General features: G+C 64.1%; 12 protein-coding genes, 1 tRNA gene and 1 pseudogene. 6 read left to right on the top strand and 8 right to left on the bottom strand.

Features of this window, described 5'->3' with window-relative positions:
• Window positions 1-218 precede the first annotated feature (218 nt).
• Window positions 219-2,786 carry an autotransporter domain-containing protein gene (locus QA645_RS04210; RefSeq protein WP_349253166.1) on the top strand — a complete coding sequence of 856 codons (2,568 nt, stop codon included), beginning with the start codon at window positions 219-221 and terminating at the stop codon, window positions 2,784-2,786.
• A 37-nt stretch (window positions 2,787-2,823) separates the two neighbouring features.
• On the opposite strand, the gene QA645_RS04215 is transcribed toward QA645_RS04210, so the two are convergent.
• The 4 genes from QA645_RS04215 to QA645_RS04230 all read right to left on the bottom strand — a co-directional run bounded on the left by QA645_RS04215 (window position 2,824) and on the right by QA645_RS04230 (window position 7,478).
• On the bottom strand, window positions 2,824-3,417 hold the full coding sequence (locus QA645_RS04215; RefSeq protein WP_283048380.1) for a DUF1349 domain-containing protein: 594 nt from the start codon (window positions 3,415-3,417) through the stop codon (window positions 2,824-2,826).
• A 131-nt stretch (window positions 3,418-3,548) separates the two neighbouring features.
• On the bottom strand, window positions 3,549-4,517 hold the full coding sequence (locus QA645_RS04220) for a substrate-binding domain-containing protein (RefSeq protein WP_283048382.1): 969 nt from the start codon (window positions 4,515-4,517) through the stop codon (window positions 3,549-3,551).
• Window positions 4,504-5,841 carry an ABC transporter permease gene (locus QA645_RS04225; RefSeq protein WP_283048384.1) on the bottom strand — a complete coding sequence of 446 codons (1,338 nt, stop codon included), beginning with the start codon at window positions 5,839-5,841 and terminating at the stop codon, window positions 4,504-4,506. Before QA645_RS04225 ends, QA645_RS04220 begins: the two co-directional genes overlap by 14 nt.
• Entirely contained in the window at window positions 5,838-7,478 is a 1,641-nt protein-coding gene (locus QA645_RS04230) for a sugar ABC transporter ATP-binding protein (RefSeq protein WP_283048385.1), read from the bottom strand. Before QA645_RS04230 ends, QA645_RS04225 begins: the two co-directional genes overlap by 4 nt.
• 171 nt (window positions 7,479-7,649) lie before the next feature.
• Here QA645_RS04230 and QA645_RS04235 point away from each other — a divergent pair, with 171 nt between their 5' ends.
• Entirely contained in the window at window positions 7,650-8,363 is a 714-nt protein-coding gene (locus QA645_RS04235; RefSeq protein ID WP_283048387.1) for a GntR family transcriptional regulator, read from the top strand.
• 54 nt (window positions 8,364-8,417) lie between these two features.
• Window positions 8,418-8,494 (top strand) — tRNA-Met (locus QA645_RS04240).
• A gap of 123 nt (window positions 8,495-8,617) precedes the next feature.
• Here QA645_RS04240 and QA645_RS04245 read toward each other — a convergent pair.
• A complete protein-coding gene (locus tag QA645_RS04245; RefSeq protein ID WP_254135552.1) occupies window positions 8,618-8,929 on the bottom strand; it encodes a helix-turn-helix domain-containing protein in 312 nt (103 codons plus the stop codon).
• 95 nt (window positions 8,930-9,024) lie between these two features.
• Here QA645_RS04245 and QA645_RS04250 point away from each other — a divergent pair, with 95 nt between their 5' ends.
• On the top strand, window positions 9,025-9,777 hold the full coding sequence (locus QA645_RS04250; RefSeq protein ID WP_283048389.1) for a glucose 1-dehydrogenase: 753 nt from the start codon (window positions 9,025-9,027) through the stop codon (window positions 9,775-9,777).
• A gap of 114 nt (window positions 9,778-9,891) precedes the next feature.
• Here QA645_RS04250 and QA645_RS04255 read toward each other — a convergent pair whose 3' ends face one another.
• From QA645_RS04255 to QA645_RS04265, 3 genes and pseudogenes are all read right to left on the bottom strand, one after another.
• The gene (locus QA645_RS04255) at window positions 9,892-10,929 is read right to left on the bottom strand and encodes a thermonuclease family protein (RefSeq protein WP_283048391.1); all 1,038 of its coding nucleotides are present in this window, start codon (window positions 10,927-10,929) and stop codon (window positions 9,892-9,894) included.
• A 244-nt stretch (window positions 10,930-11,173) separates the two neighbouring features.
• Window positions 11,174-11,761 (bottom strand): annotated as a pseudogene (locus QA645_RS04260) (MATE family efflux transporter); the annotation flags it as partial.
• Between the two features lie 46 nt (window positions 11,762-11,807).
• On the bottom strand, window positions 11,808-12,266 hold the full coding sequence (locus tag QA645_RS04265) for a hypothetical protein (RefSeq protein WP_283048393.1): 459 nt from the start codon (window positions 12,264-12,266) through the stop codon (window positions 11,808-11,810).
• A 318-nt stretch (window positions 12,267-12,584) separates the two neighbouring features.
• On the opposite strand from QA645_RS04265, the gene QA645_RS04270 reads away from it, so the two are divergent.
• Window positions 12,585-15,641: an adenylate/guanylate cyclase domain-containing protein gene (locus QA645_RS04270; RefSeq protein ID WP_283048396.1), complete on the top strand. Its 3,057-nt coding sequence runs from the start codon at window positions 12,585-12,587 to the stop codon at window positions 15,639-15,641.
• Window positions 15,642-15,902: 261 nt separating this feature from the next.
• On the top strand, window positions 15,903-17,105 hold the full coding sequence (locus QA645_RS04275; RefSeq protein ID WP_283048398.1) for an OpgC domain-containing protein: 1,203 nt from the start codon (window positions 15,903-15,905) through the stop codon (window positions 17,103-17,105).
• Window positions 17,106-17,111: the final 6 nt, after the last annotated feature.

A 17,111-nucleotide genomic window follows, 5' to 3' on the forward strand; every position in this document is an offset into this window, starting at 1 on the left:
CATGTGACGAGATTCCGTGGCGAGCGGGTGGTCCCGGCCTTCATTCTCCGGAGCATCGGCAAGGTCTCTCCGGCTGAACACACTCACGGACAAACGGCGCTCGAAGCGGGCATCGGCGCACGCCTCAAATATTGAGCAAACAATTGGTTGCTAGAGCGTGTCTGGAGGCGACTCGATGTTTCTTCGGTCGGCAAATCGTGATTGAGATGGGGAAAGTGGTGAGGACGGGGAAATATTGTTTCGCGGCGACCCGCCGTCTGCGGGCGGCGCTGTTGACGTCATCGGCGCTGGCGTTGGCCTGGATGCTACCGGCTACGCCGTCTCATGCACAGGACGCCACCTGGCTCGCCAACCCCGGCTCGGGTGATTTCAACACCGGCGCCAACTGGACGCCGGCCACCGTGCCGACCGGCATCGCCACCTTCGGGACATCGAGCACGACCAGCCTGACGTTTTCTCAGGCCAACACAACGGTCGGCGGCTTGACGTTCAATGCGGGGGCATCGAATTACACCTTCACCAGCGGGCAAAATCTGCTTTTCGACGGCGCCGGCATCGTGATCAACGGCGGCAGCGCCAGCATTATCAACAACACCAGCGCCGGCCAAATCGGCTTCAACAACAGCGCTACGGCCGGCAGTGCTAGCATCACCAACGGCGGCGGCCTGTACTTCTTTGGTTTAAGCACGGCCGGCAGCGCCACCATCACCAACAACTTCGTCATGGCTTTCTTCGACGCCGCCACGGCCGGCAGCTCCACCATCACCAACAACTACCACCTGTTTTTCTCTTCCGGCACTTCAGGCGGAACGGCACGCGTCATCAATAACGCGGGCGCGTTCATCGATATTTCCGGGACCACACTTGTCAGCACGACGGTGGGCTCGATCGAGGGCGCCGGCGCGATCTACCTCGGTTACGAGAACCTGGCAGTGGGTGGCAACAACCGGTCGACCACGATCTCCGGCGTCGTGCAGGACGGTGGCATCTTCGGCGGCAGCGGTGGCTCGCTGACCAAGGAGGGCACCGGCGTGCTGACGCTCTCGGGCAACAATATCTATACCGGCGCGACCACAGTCAGTTCCGGCACGCTGCAAGCCGGCATCGCGAACGCGTTTGCGCCGCACAGCGATTACACGATCGCAACCGGGGCGGCGCTCGATCTCAACGGCTTCAATCAGACCATCCGCGGCCTGACGGGCGACGGATCGGTCATCAACAGCGGCGGCACCATTCCGACGCTGACGCTCGCGGGCGGCACTTTTGCGCCCGGCAATGGTACGCCGATCTCGTCGATGGCGATTGCAGGCAATCTCGCCTTCCAGTCCGGCGTGATCTATCTGGTGCAGGTCAATCCGTCGACCGCTTCGTTCGCAAATATCACCGGTACGGCGACACTCGGCGGCGCCACCGTGAATGCGGTGTTTGCGAACGGCAGCTATGTCTCCAAGAAATACAAGATTCTTACCGCGTCCGGTGGCGTATCCGGCACGTTCGCATCAACCGTCGTCAACACCAACCTGCCGGCGGCCTTCCACACCGCGCTGAGCTACGACGCCAACAACGTCTATCTCCAGATCCTGGATTTGGTCATTCCCGGCGGACTCAATCGCAACCAGCAGGCTGTCGGCAATGCGCTGACCAACTACTTCAACTCAAATGGCGGCATTCCGCTGGTCTACGGCGCGCTCTCCGCGGGCGGCTTTACGCAGGCCTCCGGCGAGAGCGCCACCGGCGCGCAGCAGACCACATTCCAGGCGATGAGCCAGTTCATGGGCCTGCTCACCGATCCGTTCATGGGAAGAGGCAGCGGCTTTGGCGGCGCGACGTCGCCGACCGGCTATGCTGAGGAAGGCGATCAGGCGAGCGCCTACGCCGCGCGCAAGAGCGACGCCTTCGCGATGTTCACCAAGGCGCCGCTGGCGAAGGTCTACGAGCCGCGCTGGAGTGTATGGGTCGCTGGCTTTGGCGGCTCGCAATCGACCAGCGGCAATGCTGTCACAGGCGCGAACGACACCACGAGCCGCATCGCCGGCACCGCGGTCGGCGCGGATTATCTGCTCTCGCCGAATACGCTCCTGGGCTTTGCGCTCGCCGGCGGCGGCACCAGCTTTGGCGTCAACACGCTCGGCTCGGGCCGATCAGACCTGTTCCAGGCCGGCGCCTATGTCCGCCACACCAACGGCCCGGCCTACATCACCGCGGCGCTCGCCTATGGCTGGCAGGATGTCACCACCAACCGCACGGTGAGCATCGCGGGGCTCGATCAGCTCCGAGCGGAGTTCAACGCCAACGCCTATTCGGGCCGCGCCGAGGGCGGCTACCGCTTCGTTGCGCCGGTCATCGGCGGCATCGGCATCACGCCCTATGCCGCGGCCCAGTTCACCACCTTCGATCTGCCGGCTTATGCCGAAAGCGTCGTCTCCGGCACGACGAATTTTGCGCTCAACTACGCGTCCAAGAGCGTCACCGACGCCCGCAGCGAATTGGGCTTCCGCACCGACAGGTCGTTTGCGATGTCCAACGGCGTCCTCACGCTGCGCAGCCGCCTCGCCTGGGCCCACGACTTCGATCCAAGCCGCGCGGTCGCCGCCACCTTTCAGGCGCTGCCGGGCGCAAGCTTCGTCGTCAATGGCGCGGCGCAGGCAAGTGAGTCCGCACTGACGACCGCCTCCGTCGAGATGAAATGGACCAACAACTGGTCCGCGGCGGCGACGTTCGAAGGTGAGTTCTCGAACGTGACGCAGAGCTATGCCGGCAAGGGTTTAGTGCGTTACGCGTGGTGAGGCTTGCTGCTGGCTCCCGAGATGGCTTGCCCCGTCTCTAGCTGAGATCGTGCAGCTCCTTGCCGAGCGGCGGCTTCAGGGAAAATCCGGTGAACTTCACCTGCAATCCCGCTCGTTCGGGTGTGCAGGCCATGGGCCCAACGAGATAGGATTGCGCTTTGGGAAAAGGCGCCAATCGGACGAGCGGCCAGGTCTTGCCATCAGTCGACGTCTGCAACCGAACAACGCCGTCCGCGACCGTGACGCGCATCCGGAAATCACTGGCATCATGCGCGTACGGGGCTGTTGCCCAATCGGACTGACCAACGGTCAGCACGCTCGATAGCATGGCGCGTCCATCCGAAAACTCGATTCCGGCCTTGATCCAGTGCTCGGCGTCGATGCGCACCATGATGCCGGCTTGATCGTAGAGCTCCTGGAAATTGCCCTGGATGCGCAACTCGGCGGTAAACGCCTCTGCGGTCCGAAACCCCAGAAAGTGCCCACTGTCACGGCAGAACCCGTAGTGGGTTTTTTGCCAGAAGTCGGTGGCCTTGTCGGTGACGATCTCGAGGCTGTCGCCGTGTGCGGTCCATCGCTGTGGTTCATTCAGCCAGACACCATCCCGTCTGGAGAAGATGGCAGCGCTCATGTCGAACCTCGAAGAAAAATTGCCGATACCAGAGAACGTCGATCTCGCGCGATAGGTCCGTGAAAAGAACGGAGAGCCTGGTGCGAGATCACCGGCTCTCCGAGGCACATTTCAGTGCTGACGGTTCAGAGCTACCCGTTCTTCTTCAGGATCTCCGCCGCATTCTCCTTGGTGATCAGCATCGTCGGCAGGGTGATGACCGGCTCGAGCTTCTCGCCCTTGAGCAGCTTTGCCGCCTGCCGCATTCCTTCCGCGCCTGGTGTTGCGTAGAGGAATGTCGCAGAGAGCTGGCCCTTGGAGACCCAGGTGACGCCTTCGTCCGGCAATCCGTCGATGCCGATGATGAACTTGATGTCCTTGTCGCGGCCGGCGTCCTTGGCGGCGAGATAAGCGCCGTAAGCCATCGGATCGTTATGGCCGTAGACCATGTCGATCTTCTCGTTGTTGCGCAGCGCCGTCGTCATGATGTCGTAGGCCTTGTCCTGCTTCCAGTCGCCCGACTGGTTGTTGAGCAGGTACTTGATGCCAGGCTCCTTGTCGGTGAAGGCATGGAAGCCGTCGTGCCGGTCATGCGCGGGTTGGGTGCCCATGCCGCCCCAGATTTCCACGACGTTGCCGGCCGCCTTGCCGGGACCACCGAGCAGCTTCACCGCATGCTCGCCGGCTGCCTTGCCGATCGCGACGTTGTCGCCGCCGATGAACTGGGTGATGCGCTTGGTGTCGACGTTGCGGTCGAGCACGATGACGGGAATCTTGGCGTCGATCGCCTTTTCAACCACGCCGGTCAGGCCGGCCGACTCCTTGGGCGAGATCAGGAGCACATTGACCTGCTGCACGATCAGATTGTCGCAATCGGCGACCTGCTTCTGGGTCTTGTCCTGGCCGTCGGTGATGATGAGGTCGATGTCGGGATGGTTCTTCGCCTCGGCCTGGATGTCCTTGTTGAACTGCACGCGCCACGGCTCCAGCGTGGTGCACTGGCTGAAGCCGACTTTCGACTTGCCGGCGGCCCTTGCGGGCGTCCAGCCGGCCGGTAGATAGATGGTCATCGCGGCACCCGCCGCGGTGGTCGACAGTTTCAGGAATTCACGACGCTTCATCGAGATCCTCCCTTGCGAGTTGGGCCTTTGCGGCACTTGGCAGCCGACGGGGCTCGGCTGTTTTCGGATCGGCCTGGGCCGCGCCCGATCGGCGGAACCGCCATCGCGCGACCAGCTGGCCGAGATTCTGTTCCTGCACCAGCACGGTGCAGACGATGATCAGCCCCTTCATCACGAGCTGGACGTTGGAGTCGATGTTCTGAAGCTGCAGGATGTCGGAGAGCAGGCCGAAGATCAGGACGCCGACGAAGGTGCCGGCGAGGCCGCCGCGGCCGCCCATCAGGCTGGTGCCGCCGATCACCACGGCGGCGATCGCATCGAGTTCGAGGCCCGTGCCCGCATCGGGCTTGCCCTGGCGGTATTGCGCGACGAACAGCACGCCGGCGATCCCCGCGAGCAGGCCCGACAACAGATAGGCCGTGAGCTGCACCTGCGCGACCTTGATGCCGGAAAGCTTAGCGGCCTCGACATTGCCGCCGATCGCATAGGCATAGCGCCCGAAGGTGGTGAAGCGCAGGATCGCGCCGAACAGACAGATGGCTGCGAGGAAGAAGACGCTCGGGACGGGCAACACGCCCCACAGCATCGAGCGCAGCAGCTCGAAGTCCTCGGTCGCATTGGTGCCGGTGTAGACCGGGACCACGGCGTTGTCGGAGCCTGCCGTCAATCGCGCGATGCCGAGTGCGCTGACCATCATCGCGAGCGTCGCGATGAAGGGCTGCAGCCGGCCGGTGACGATCAGGAGACCGTTGATGCCGCCAAGCACCATCGCGAGGCAGGGCGCGATCAGCAGGACACCGAGAACACCGAATTTGGTCGGCACCTGGTTCATCGTCCACCAGCCGATCGCGATGGCGGCAACAAGGCCCAGCAATCCGGGAATGCCGGTGCTCTGCCAGCGCGGCAGCGCAATCTCACGCCGCCGTCCCGCACTGACATCGCGGCCACGCGCGAGGCCGGCGAACACGAAGCGTGCGGCCAGCGCCACGGCAGCGCCGCCGACGAGGATCGCGGCCGGAACGCCCATGACGGACGCCGTGGTCCAGCCGGGCTTGGTCAGCAGCATCGCGCAGATCACCGTCGAGAAGCCCATCACCGAGCCGACCGACAGATCGATGCCGCCGAGCAGGATGACCATGGTCATTCCGGTTGCGACGAGGCCGGTGATCGAGACCTGGCGCAGCACGTCGGTCAGATTGCCGTAGGACAGGAAGATATTGTGGCCGGATGAGGTGTGCGGCGAGATGACGGCGCCGATCAGACAGATCAGCACAAGCCCCCAATAGAGCTTGGTCCGGGAGAGCAGGCGCAGCATGGCTTTCATGATGCGGCTTCCTGCGACCAGTTCATCATCCCCGGTGCGGCAAGGCGCATCACCGTCTCCTGCGTCGCATTCTCGCGTGCGAGGATGCCGGTCTGCCGTCCTTCGCACATGACGAGGATACGATCGGACAGCAGCAAGAGCTCGGGCATCTCCGAGGTCACCACGATGATGCCGAGCCCCTGCGCGGCGAGATCGAAGATCAATCGATAGATCTCCTGTTTGGCGCCGATGTCGATGCCGCGGGTTGGCTCGTCGAGCAGCAGGATACGCGGTTCGGTCGCCAGCCATTTGCCGATCACGACCTTCTGCTGGTTGCCGCCGGACAGCGCGGCGGCCTCCTGGCCGATGCCGGTGCAGCGAACCGAGAGCCGCTTCACCATGTCGGCGGCGAGTGCGCGCTCGCGGGCGAACGTGCGCAGGCCAAATCGCGAGAGCGCGCCGATCGAGGGCAGAGCGACATTGTCGCAGATCGAGGCGGCCAGATGCAGGCCGCGCTCCTTGCGGTCCTCGCTGACGAGCGCGACGCCGAGACGGTAGGCGTCGGACGGAGAGTTGATGTCGACCGCCGCACCATCGATCGCGATGCGCCCCTCGCGCCAGCCGCGCGCCACGCCGAAGATCGACTCCAGGATCTCCGTCCGGCCGGATCCGAGCAGGCCGCCGACACCGAGAATCTCGCCGCGCTTCAGCTCGAAACTCACACCGTGCAGTGTCCGCCGCCATCCATGCGGACCCGGCGTATCGAGGGTGAGGTCTTGCACCGAGAGGACGACCGCGCCGTCCTGCGCAGTCGCGCCGCGTTCGTTCGCGGCCATCTCGCGGCCGACCATCGCCGAGATGATGGCGCCGCGCGAGAGTTCATCGATTCGTGCCGTCACCACGCGCCTTCCGTCGCGCAGCACCGTGACGCGGTCGGCAAGCTCCAGCACTTCCTCGATGCGGTGCGATGTGTAGATGATCGCGACGCCTTCGCTCGCGAGCTGGCGCACGATCTTGAACAGCGTGTCGCATTCCGACGAGGACAGCGCCGATGTCGGCTCGTCCATGATGAGGATGCGCGCATTGAGCGACAGTGCCTTGGCGATCTCGACGAGCTGCTGCTCGCCGACGCGCAGGCCCGCGATCCTGGTGTCGGGCGCGATGGTGACGCCGAGGCGCGCGAGCAGGCGCTCGGCCGCCCTGACCATCCGGCGCCGGTCGATCAGGACGCCGCCGATCAGCGGCTCTCGGCCAAGGAAGATGTTGTCGGCGACGCTCAGCTCGGGAACGAGGTTGAGCTCCTGGTGGATGATGGCGACGCCGGCCTCTTCGGCGTCGCGCACGCCGGCGAAGGACGCAGCGATGCCCTCGACCAGGATGGTGCCGTCGTAGCTCGTATGCACGCCGGCGAGGATCTTCATCAGGGTGCTCTTGCCGGCACCGTTCTCGCCCATCAGCGCATGCACTTCGCCGTGGCGCAGGTCGAAGTCGACGTCCTGGAGCGCCCTCACGCCGGCAAAGGATTTGGAGACCCGCTCCGCGCAGAGCACGGCATGTCCGCCCGGCACGCTCGCGCGACTGCCAAGCTCGACCACGCGAGAGGAGCGCGACACGCCGCGCTCATCGTCAGCCCCGAGCGCGCCGACGCGTGTCTCCATTGCAATTTCCTCCCGGCGTGCCGTCAGTCCTTGGGAAGACATCAGAGCCGCAGGTGATGCTTTGTTTGTTATCTGATATGCTAGTTATATCAGTTGATGCTCGTCAAGCCTTTTGGCCGCACGATTGGCGTTGCGGCATCGATATGTGTAGATCGGCCGGGGGAACACAGCATGCATTCAGTCGGCGGATTCAGTGGCGGCGCGAGGCCAGCGCGCGGACGCAGCGCAGGCGGGTCGAAAGTCGATCAGGCCTATCTCGCGCTGAAGCGTGCCGTCGTCTCCGGCGCGCTCGCGCCCGAAACGCCGATCGACAAGAACGAGTGGTGTGCACGCTTTGACGTGTCGAAGCTGTCGATCACGACGGCCATCAACAGGCTCGCCTTTGAAGGACTCGTCGTGGTCGAGCCACAGCGCGGCTCCTATGTTGCCAGGATTCATCTTGAGGACGTCAGGCAGTGGATGCTGATGCGTCGCGCGCTGGAGGTCGAAATCGTCGGTGTCTGCGCCGCCAGCATGTCGGACGATGCGATCGGCGCGCTCGGCCAGAATCTCGCTTATCAAAAGGCCGCGATCGTGAGCGGAGACCTCGAAGGCTTCCACGAACTCGATACAAGGTTTCACCATCAGATGACCGAGGGCCTGGGCCTCGCGCGCGTCGGCGAGGCTCTCGATACGATCCGAACTCATCTTGAACGCGTGCGCCGTACGCTGCTGCCCGAGCCGGGCCGCCCCAAAGGGACCTACACGGAGCACGAGGCGATCTACCGCGGGATCGCAGATCGCGATCCCGAGAGGGCCAAGGCCGAGATGGCCAACCATCTCGATCGCGTCGCGCGCGAGCTCCACGCCTTCGTGGAGAAGCATCCCGGCTTCTTCGAGAGCTAGCGATCCGGCTGCTGCATGTCGCGAGGTTCGGCGATCTTGAAAGCAACGGTTTAACGCGGGGTGGAGCAGCCCGGTGGCTCATCAGGCTCATAAGCTGAAGGTCAAAGGTTCAAATCCTATCCCCGCAACCAAATTCGGAATGACCGGTTCCGATACGAAAAGGGCCCGCGCGAAGCGGGCCATTTTCGTTTTGGTTCTCGGGAAGCTGTTGCCGGGCGCCAAGCCGTCGCGAAGTGAGAGAGCGAGCTGATCCCTCACTCCGGGCAGCTCAGGATCGTTTTGAGCAGCTTCGGAAACCGGGCATTGATGTCCTCCTCACGAAGGACGTTGCGGTGCTGGACACCCTGCTTCGACGTCCGGATCAGGCCGGCCTCGCGCAGGATGCGAAAATGGTTCGACAGGGTCGATTTCGCCATGTCGGGGCAAGGCGCCGCCTCGGTGCACGACATGCAATCCTTCTGCGCGACCAGGCTTTTGACGATACGCAGCCGCATGGGATCCGCGAGCGCTCCGAGCACTCCGGCCAGCGTAATCTCATCCCGCGATGGGTGAACGAACTGCACCATGCCCAAAATATAGCATGCCCCTTGAATTCGTTCAATAGTTCACTAGTATTGAACTATTGAATATCGGCATCCCGCCGAACAACGGAAGACATGCGATGACCAAGAGACTCGAAGGCAAAGTTGCGCTCGTGACCGGCGCATCCAAAGGCATTGGTGCCGAAATCTCCGCCCAGCTCGCGGCTGAGGGCGCGGCGGTCGCCGTCAATTACAGCTCCAGCAAGCAGGCCGCCGACCGTGTGGTCGCCGCCATCATCGCCAAGGGGGGCAAAGCCGTCGCGGTTCATGGTAACCTGGCCGACGCCAAGGACGTGAAGAGCGTCGTCGCGGAGACCGTGAAGGCGTTCGGTGCGATCGACATCCTCGTGAACAATGCGGGCATCTATGAGTTCGCCCCGATCGAGGCCATCACGCCCGAGCATTTCCACAAGCATTTCGACCTCAACGTGCTTGGCCTGCTGCTGGCCTCGGGTGAAGCGGTGAAGCACTTCAACGCCAATGGCGGAAGCATCATCAACATCAGCTCCGGCGTATCGACCATCGCACCGGCGAACACGGCGGTTTACACCGCGACCAAAGCCTCGGTGGATGCGATCACCTCCGTGCTGTCGAAGGAGCTCGCACCGCGCAAGATTCGCGTCAACGCCGTCAATCCAGGCATGATCGCCACCGAAGGCGTCGTGTCGGCCGGCTTGCACGAGGGCGACATGCGCAACTGGATCGAATCCACCACCCCGCTTGGCCGCATCGGCAAGGTCGAGGAGATCGCGGCCGCGGTGGCCTTCTTCGCTTCGGACGACGCGTCCTACGTGACCGGCGAGACGCTCCACGTCACCGGCGGCCTTCGCTGACGCGGTGGTGCTCTGGCGGCCCGACGTCGCTGAAGGCCAAGTTTGGACTTCACGGCTTCCGATGAGAAAATGGCCCGCCTCGCGCGGGCCATTTTTGTCTGGTGGCTCGGGCGCTCAAAACCCCGTAATCGGCTTGCCGTCGGCTCCCACCAGCGTCGACGGCGCCTCGCCGAACACCAGCCCGTCCGGCTGAAACTTGATCGTCTTGCCGCCCTCGACGAATTCCGCGAAATTCCGCGGGCTGGCCGAGTGCACGCCGTTGGCCAGGAAGTCGTCGATCTCGTAGCAGGTGTCGGGCTTGCCGCCGGAGCCTTCGCTCAAAAATGTCTGGAAATTCTGGCTCGTCACCTTGGCCTTCTTGCGCGCCGACCAGTTGGTCTGGCGGCGGAAGAGCTTTGGCAGGATCACCGGGCCCTTGTCGGTCGCGAGCAATTCGGTCTCGTTCTTCTTGGGCTCGCGCAAATCGAAGTCGAAGGCGGGAATGGTTTTGGCGAGGTTCTTCCAGACCGGCAGCTTCTTGGTGCGCGCGGTCTTGGTCAGCGCCAGGAAGGCCTTGATCTCGTCGTCGTTCATCGAGGAGTAGAAGGTCGGATAGGCAAAGCCCTGCTCGACCAGCCAGTGGTTGATGTCGATCGTCTGGTTCGCGATCGTCACCTCGATGTCGCCGACCAGCCGCCCGTAGGTGTCGAACACCTCGTTCGGCGCATCGACATGGGTGAACACCCGGCAGGCGAGCTTCGCCTCGCCGGTGCTGGCAAGGAAGTCATGCAGCGCCTTGGTCGAGGTCGCGCCGAGGAATTGCCGGTAGGAATGCGTGACCTCGTGATAGGCCTGCTTCTTGGCGTCCGTCAGCCCCTTCTTCTCGGTGGGCGAGAGCGGCGACGGCATATAGTGCAGCTCGGGCGCGTCGATGCCCTGGAGGCGGATGGTGAGCTTGCCGTTCTTGATCGGCGCCGTGTTGGTTCGCCCCTTGACCTTGGCGTTGTCGAAAACGTGGGTCGGCTGGAACGGCGATTGATCGTTCTTGCGGAAGCGGATCGCGTCAGGGGCGACGTTCACCACGACCTTCGTGGTGTCGGCGTCCGATCGTCCCTCCGGCCAGAACTGGCTGACCTCGATCGTGCCTTCGACCTCCAGCAATCCAACCGGCATCGACCGCTCCTCCTCGTGAGTTCGCGGCCGCAAGGCGACTCGCGCAATTGGAGGAAGCGGACCATGTTCCTACGACAGGCCCATGACGGGAGGAGGGGCGGAGACACACAGCCGCAGTACTGGCTTGGCCGTTTTCAACCCACGCAACAACAAGCGCGAGCCGGCGAATAGCCGACCCGCGCCGTTCAGATCAGGCAATGCAGTTGCGATCTAGCCCAGGCTCAGCCCTTCGCCGGCTTCTACGGATCGGCCCGAGACCAAGACCCAGCGTGCGGCCAAGGATGATTTGGCAGATCGCGGAATTGACGACCAACAGCGACGGCAGTTTCATGTTGCCCGTGCCGCGCAGGACGCCGGCCAGAATATTGACCAGCCAGATGAGTGCGGCCCCGCCGAAATAAACTCGGCTGTAGGCGGTTGCCTGCTCCAGCACCTCGCCGCGGCCGCCGAGCAGCTCCAGCAATTTCCGGCCCCCGATCAGCATGCCCAGCATGAAGATCAGCCCGAAGAAGATCGCAATCAGGAGCGCGTGCGTGGCGAGGCTCTCGGCCCGGTCGCGGTCGCCGGCACCGAGTGCCCGGGCGATGGCCGACGCTACGCCGCCGCCCATGGCCGCGCCAGCCATGCTCATGGTCAACATCACGAAAGGAAACACTAGCGCCATTGCGGCCAGCGCTTCGATCCCCAATCTGCCAATGTACGAGGTCTCGGCGATCGCAACCAGGGTGCCGGCCGAGAACGCGAGCGCGTTCGGCCAGGCAAGTGAGAGCAGCGTCGGCAGGATCGGTCCGTCGAGCAGCTCTTTCGCGGTTTGGCGAGGCGGCTGCGGCAATGGACCTTCCTCTTCGTTGACCCGCTAACCCGGGATCAGCCCAAACTCAGCCCTTCTCCGGCCGATGCGGACAGACCATGGTCAGATGGAGCAGCGTCGGCCTGTCCGAGCCCTTCTTGTACTCCCACTCCAGCCGGATCTCGTGCCGGTCTGAATAGGCATCGCTCGGCGCGTGGGCAATGATGTTGGTTTTCATCGGGATCGGCGGCTCGGAGTTGAAGCACTTCCGGACGCAGGCATCGAGCAGATCGCACCGCGTCAGCGGGATTACGCCGGGCTCGTCTTTTGACAGGGGGACCGTGTTCAACTGGGCGCTGAGGTCGACACGAGCGCGGCCCTTCTCCTTGTGCCAGTGCTCGGCGCTTCCCTGCGGCCACCTTGAGGCAGGCGTCAAAATGAGATGGTACTGGCCGTATTCCAAGGTCGGCAGATCGATGTCCTTCGATGCCTTCAGCTTGGCCACGCTCTTCTTCATGTTGGCCAGAGGATAGTAGTTGCTGTTCATCAAATCTCTAAACGGCTTGCCTCTGTAAGGTCTCGAGCCCATCGCCTTTTCCTTCAATATGTCCGCTTCGCGAAATTACATACAGCCCCGCAACGCCAGTCGGTTTGACCAACCTTGCGCAGCCGAAATGGCCCCCTTTGCCGGGATATCTTGACGCTACCACTCAGGACTGTGTTTCGTCCAGATCGCCACCCACACTGTGCCCAGCTAATGGCGAGGAGCGTGCACGATTGCTAAGTGGTTCTCGATCGGTATTCTCATCAAGAGTCGTTCGCGGATTCTGATCGACAGACGGGCCGCGACCTTTGAGGCGCAGGAATGCATTGCTTCGCGTGTCAGTCGGCGATCAATCCGGACGATAGCTGGTGCTCCAAATGCGGGGCCGCAGTGCGTCAACGGGTCGATCCCGACAGCGAACGGCGATTTGTGACGATTCTTCGTGCCGACGTCGTCGATTCCACCGGCCTCGTCGCCGAACTCGATCCGGAGGCGGCCGTCTCGCGTCTCGAGCCGGCGCTGGCCGCCATGCGCGGCGCGGTCCGACAATTCGGCGGCATCGTCAGCAAGGAGCTCGGCGACGGGCTTGCCGCGGTGTTCGGCGCCCCGATCGCGGACGACAACCACGCGCCGCTGGCGTGTCATGCCGCGATCGAGCTGGTCCGGCGCGTCGCCAGCCTCGGCGATCCCGCCCTTCAGGTCCGGGTCGGCCTCCACTCGGGCCACGTCGTTGCCTACATGGTCGCCAGCGAATTCTCCAAGGTCTACGAGATCGGCGGCGCCGCCCAGCATCTGGCCGCGCGGCTGGAGCAGGAGGCCGAGGCGAACCAGATCTACGTTTCGGAAGCCTGTCAAAGTCTTGCCGACGGGCATGTCCGGTTCGAATCTCTGGGCGGCAAATCCCTGCGCGGCTTCAGCCAGCCCGTGCCGGTCTACCGGATTGTCGGCGCCAGCGATCTGTCGAGCTGGCGGGTCCGGCGCGCCCGCAGCGTCTCCCGATTCGTCGATCGGACCACCGAGCGAGCCCTGCTGGATCGCGCGGCCGGGCAGGCCAGGGCCAGCCGGCAGACCGTCCTGCTGCTCGGCGATGCCGGTATCGGCAAATCGCGGCTGGCGCACGAGTTCGCCCAGAAGCTCAGGCCCGAGGGCTGGCGGCTGATCGACGCCGAGTGCAGCCCGAATCTGCAGAGCGCTCCCTTCAGCACGCTCAAGCGGATCCTGCTGTCGGCCATGGACGCAGCCGCAAGGGAGCCCGGCAATCCCGGCGATCCCCTGAAGGACCTGTCCGCGATCCAACAGAGCGCCCTCGACGCGGTGCTCGATGTGCCGATCGCGAACCCGCAATGGGACGAGCTCGAGCCTCATGCCCGCGGACGCGTGATCTCCGACGCGAGCTGCGCCGTGATCCAGGCCCTCGCCAGCCGCCAGCCGACCATCCTGCTGTTGGAGGATCTGCACTGGATCGACCGGGCCAGCGACGTCGTCGTGGCCGCCATCGCTTCGCTCGCAGTGCCCGATCTCCTCGTGCTGCTCACCTCCCGTCCGAACGGCATGCCGGTGTGGATCGCACGCTGCCACGCTGAAATCGTCGCGATGCGGCCGCTCGACGACGATTCGGGGCTGGAGATGCTGTCCGACATGCTCGGATCGTCCGAGACCAACGCCGATCTGAAGAACCGGATCATCTCCCACACCGCCAGCGTTCCGCTGTTCATCGAGGAGGTCTGCCGCGGGCTGAAGGACAGCGGCACCCTGCGCGGCGAGTGGGGCGACCTCGCCTTGGTGCGTCCGATCGACGAGCTCGGTATTCCCACCAGCATTCAGGGCGTGATCGCGGCGCGGCTCGACCGTGTGTCGAAGCAGGAACGGTCCATCTTGCAGATCGCGGCCGCGCTGGGGGCGCGGTCGAGCGAGGCCATACTGCGCAAGATTGCGGTCCTGCCCGAAGATGCCCTGCGCGGCTGCCTCGTCTCGCTTGATCGTGCCGAGCTGCTGGTCCGGATCGACAGCGAATTGGAGGATTCGCTGGAGTTCCGCCATGAGATGGTTCGCCAGGTCACCTACGATTCGATGGTCGAGAAGGTGCGCGAGGACATCCACGCGCGTGTGCTCGCGGCTTTCGAGAGCGACGAGACATGGCGGGATGATCCCGACGCGCTCTGTTACCACGCCATGCGCGCCAAGGACTGGGCGAAGGCATTCAATTACGGGAGAAGTGCCGCACAGAAATGCCTCGTGCGCTCGGCCTTTGCCGAGGCGGTCGACTACTTTCGGACCGCGATGAATTCGCTCGACAAGACGCCGTTGACGCGCCCGCGGGAGACCAACGCCATCGATCTCCGGATGGAGGCGCGCATGGCATTCATCTGGTCCGGTCGTGTCGCCGAGTGGATTGATCTCGGAAAGGAGGCCGACCAACGGGCCAGCCAGATCGATGATGTCGGCAGAAGGGTCGCTGCCATGACGGTCATGGCGGGTGGGCAGAACTTCTATGGGACGCCGGCCGAGGCCGTCATTCTTGGCGAGGAAGTCGTTGGTCTTGCCGAGGGGTCGGGCAATCCGGGGTGGCGCAACCTTGCGCAATACAATCTCGGACAGGCGTATTTTCTTGCGGGGCGCTATCGCGAGGCTGAGCGGACGTTTGCACAGGTCCGTGCGCATCTCATGGGGCCGGAAGCGAGTGCGCCGTTCGGCACGCCGCCGAAATATACACTCCTCCTTTGCTGCATGATGAAAAGCTTCACCCACACCGTCATGGGTGAGCTGGACGCCGCCGAGCAGCTCCAGCGAGAAGCCGCTGCGATTGCGGACGAGACCAGCCGTCCCTACGACCGCGTCGCGGCGGCTTACAGCGGCGGCTGGCTGAAACTTGGCCGGGGCGATCCGGCGGCTGCCGCTTCCATCCTCGAAGCCGGCTTCGTACTGGCGCAAAAACACGGCATCCGGCTGTTCGTGCCGGTGCTCGGCTGCCATCTCGGCATCGCTTATCTCGAGCAGGGTCTGTTCGACCGGGCGCGCGGCATGCTGGCCGAGGCGCGCGAAGAGGCGCGCAGCGTCGGCTACACCTCGGCGGTGCTGCGCTCGTCGATCTACCTGGCGTTGGCGACCAACCGGCTCGGCGATGCCCAGGCGGCGCAGAACATGCTGCGCGAAGCGCGCAATACCGCGCGCCAGCAGGGTTTCTCCGGCCTCGAGGCCGAGGCCCTGTTCGGCGAGGCCGTGGTGACGCCGCCGTCGAACGAGGAGAACCGGACCATCATCCTTTCCGCGCTGCGGGCCGCAATCGCGATCGCCTCCGAGAGCGGCGCGAAGCCGCTGCTGCAGAAGGCCGAGGCGATGTTGAACGGCATGCGCGCCGCGGGCGATCTGCCGACCTGAGCCGCGGCGCGCGACCAGCTGCGGTCTTGCCCGACGGGTCAACCAGGTTTCGCAAGCAACGCAAGCACTTAGCTACTGTGCATGGGGTTGTTCTGGTCGCCTTTTGTGGGAGGCCCGCGCGCTGTCATGACAAAGTCCCTTGCGCGGGCCTCAAGGTGGGCTACCGTCCGGTTTCTAGTCGCCGGGTTAGGTGACGATTTTTTAGCATCCGACGTCATCGGCGCCGCGACGGCGCGACGCCCACCGGACGAGGCGGGGGCCATGATCATACGGGACCAGTCAGCACTGTTGGCGCCGATCGAGCGCGACTTGCGGCTCGACCTCTTCCGCGGCATCGGGCTGTGGATGATCTTCCTCGATCACATCCCGCACGACGTCGTGGCCTGGCTGACGCTGCGCAATTACGGCTTCAGCGATGCCGCCGAGTTCTTCGTCTTCATCTCCGGCTATCTGGTCGGCTGGATCTACGGGCCGATCGTCGCCGGCGGCTGGTTCCTCGCCGCGCTGAAGCGGCTGTGGCGGCGGGCGACGGAAATGTATGTCGCCCACATCATGCTGTTCCTGCTGTTCACGGCGCAGATCGCCCGCACCGCCCGCCGCTTCGACAACCCGATGTACGAGCACGAGTTCAACGTGTTCAATTTCCTGGCGCATCCGGACGAGTTGATCGGGCAGGCGATCCTGCTGAAATACAAGCCGGTCAATCTCGACGTGCTGCCGCTCTACATCACGCTGGTGTTCGCCTCGCCTTTCATCATGTGGTGCCTGGTGCGCCGGCCGAACCTGACGCTCGCGGCGTCCGTCGTGCTCTACGTGCTGTCGCGCTGGTTCGACTGGAACATCGCCTCCTATCCGCCCGGCACGACCTGGTATTTCAATCCGTTCTGCTGGCAGCTGATGTTCGTGTTCGCCGCCTGGTGCGGCATCGGCCAGATCGAGAAGTTCTCGACCCTGGTCTGGTCGAGGACGGCGATGGCGCTGGCCGCCGCCTGGCTCGTCTTCGCGCTCCTGATCGTGATGACCTGGCACGTCCCCGCGCTCGAGGCCATGATCCCGAAATGGATGATCAAGGCGATCTACCCGATCGACAAGACCGACCTCGACATGCTGCGCTTCACGCATTTCCTGGCGCTGGCGATCTGGGTGACACATTTCGTCTCGCGCAAATGGAAGGCGCTGCACACGGTGTGGCTGCGGCCGGTCATCCTCTGCGGCCAGCATTCGCTGCCGATCTTCTGCCTCGGCGTCTTCCTGTCGTTCTCCGCCCACTGGATCCTCACCCAATACACCAAGGGCACGTGGGAGCAGCTCGCCGTCTCGCTCACCGGTATCGTCATCATGATCGCCGCCGCCTGGGTGCTCGATCGCGCCGAGCGGGTGCCGAACCTGTTTGTGAAGGTGACCGACGTCGACGAACCCGAGACCGCCGTCGAGAGCGCGCCAGCCGCCAATGCGAGCCGCTGAGTGGAG

This window comes from Bradyrhizobium sp. CIAT3101 (genome assembly GCF_029714945.1).
Classification (GTDB): Bacteria; Pseudomonadota; Alphaproteobacteria; order Rhizobiales; family Xanthobacteraceae; genus Bradyrhizobium.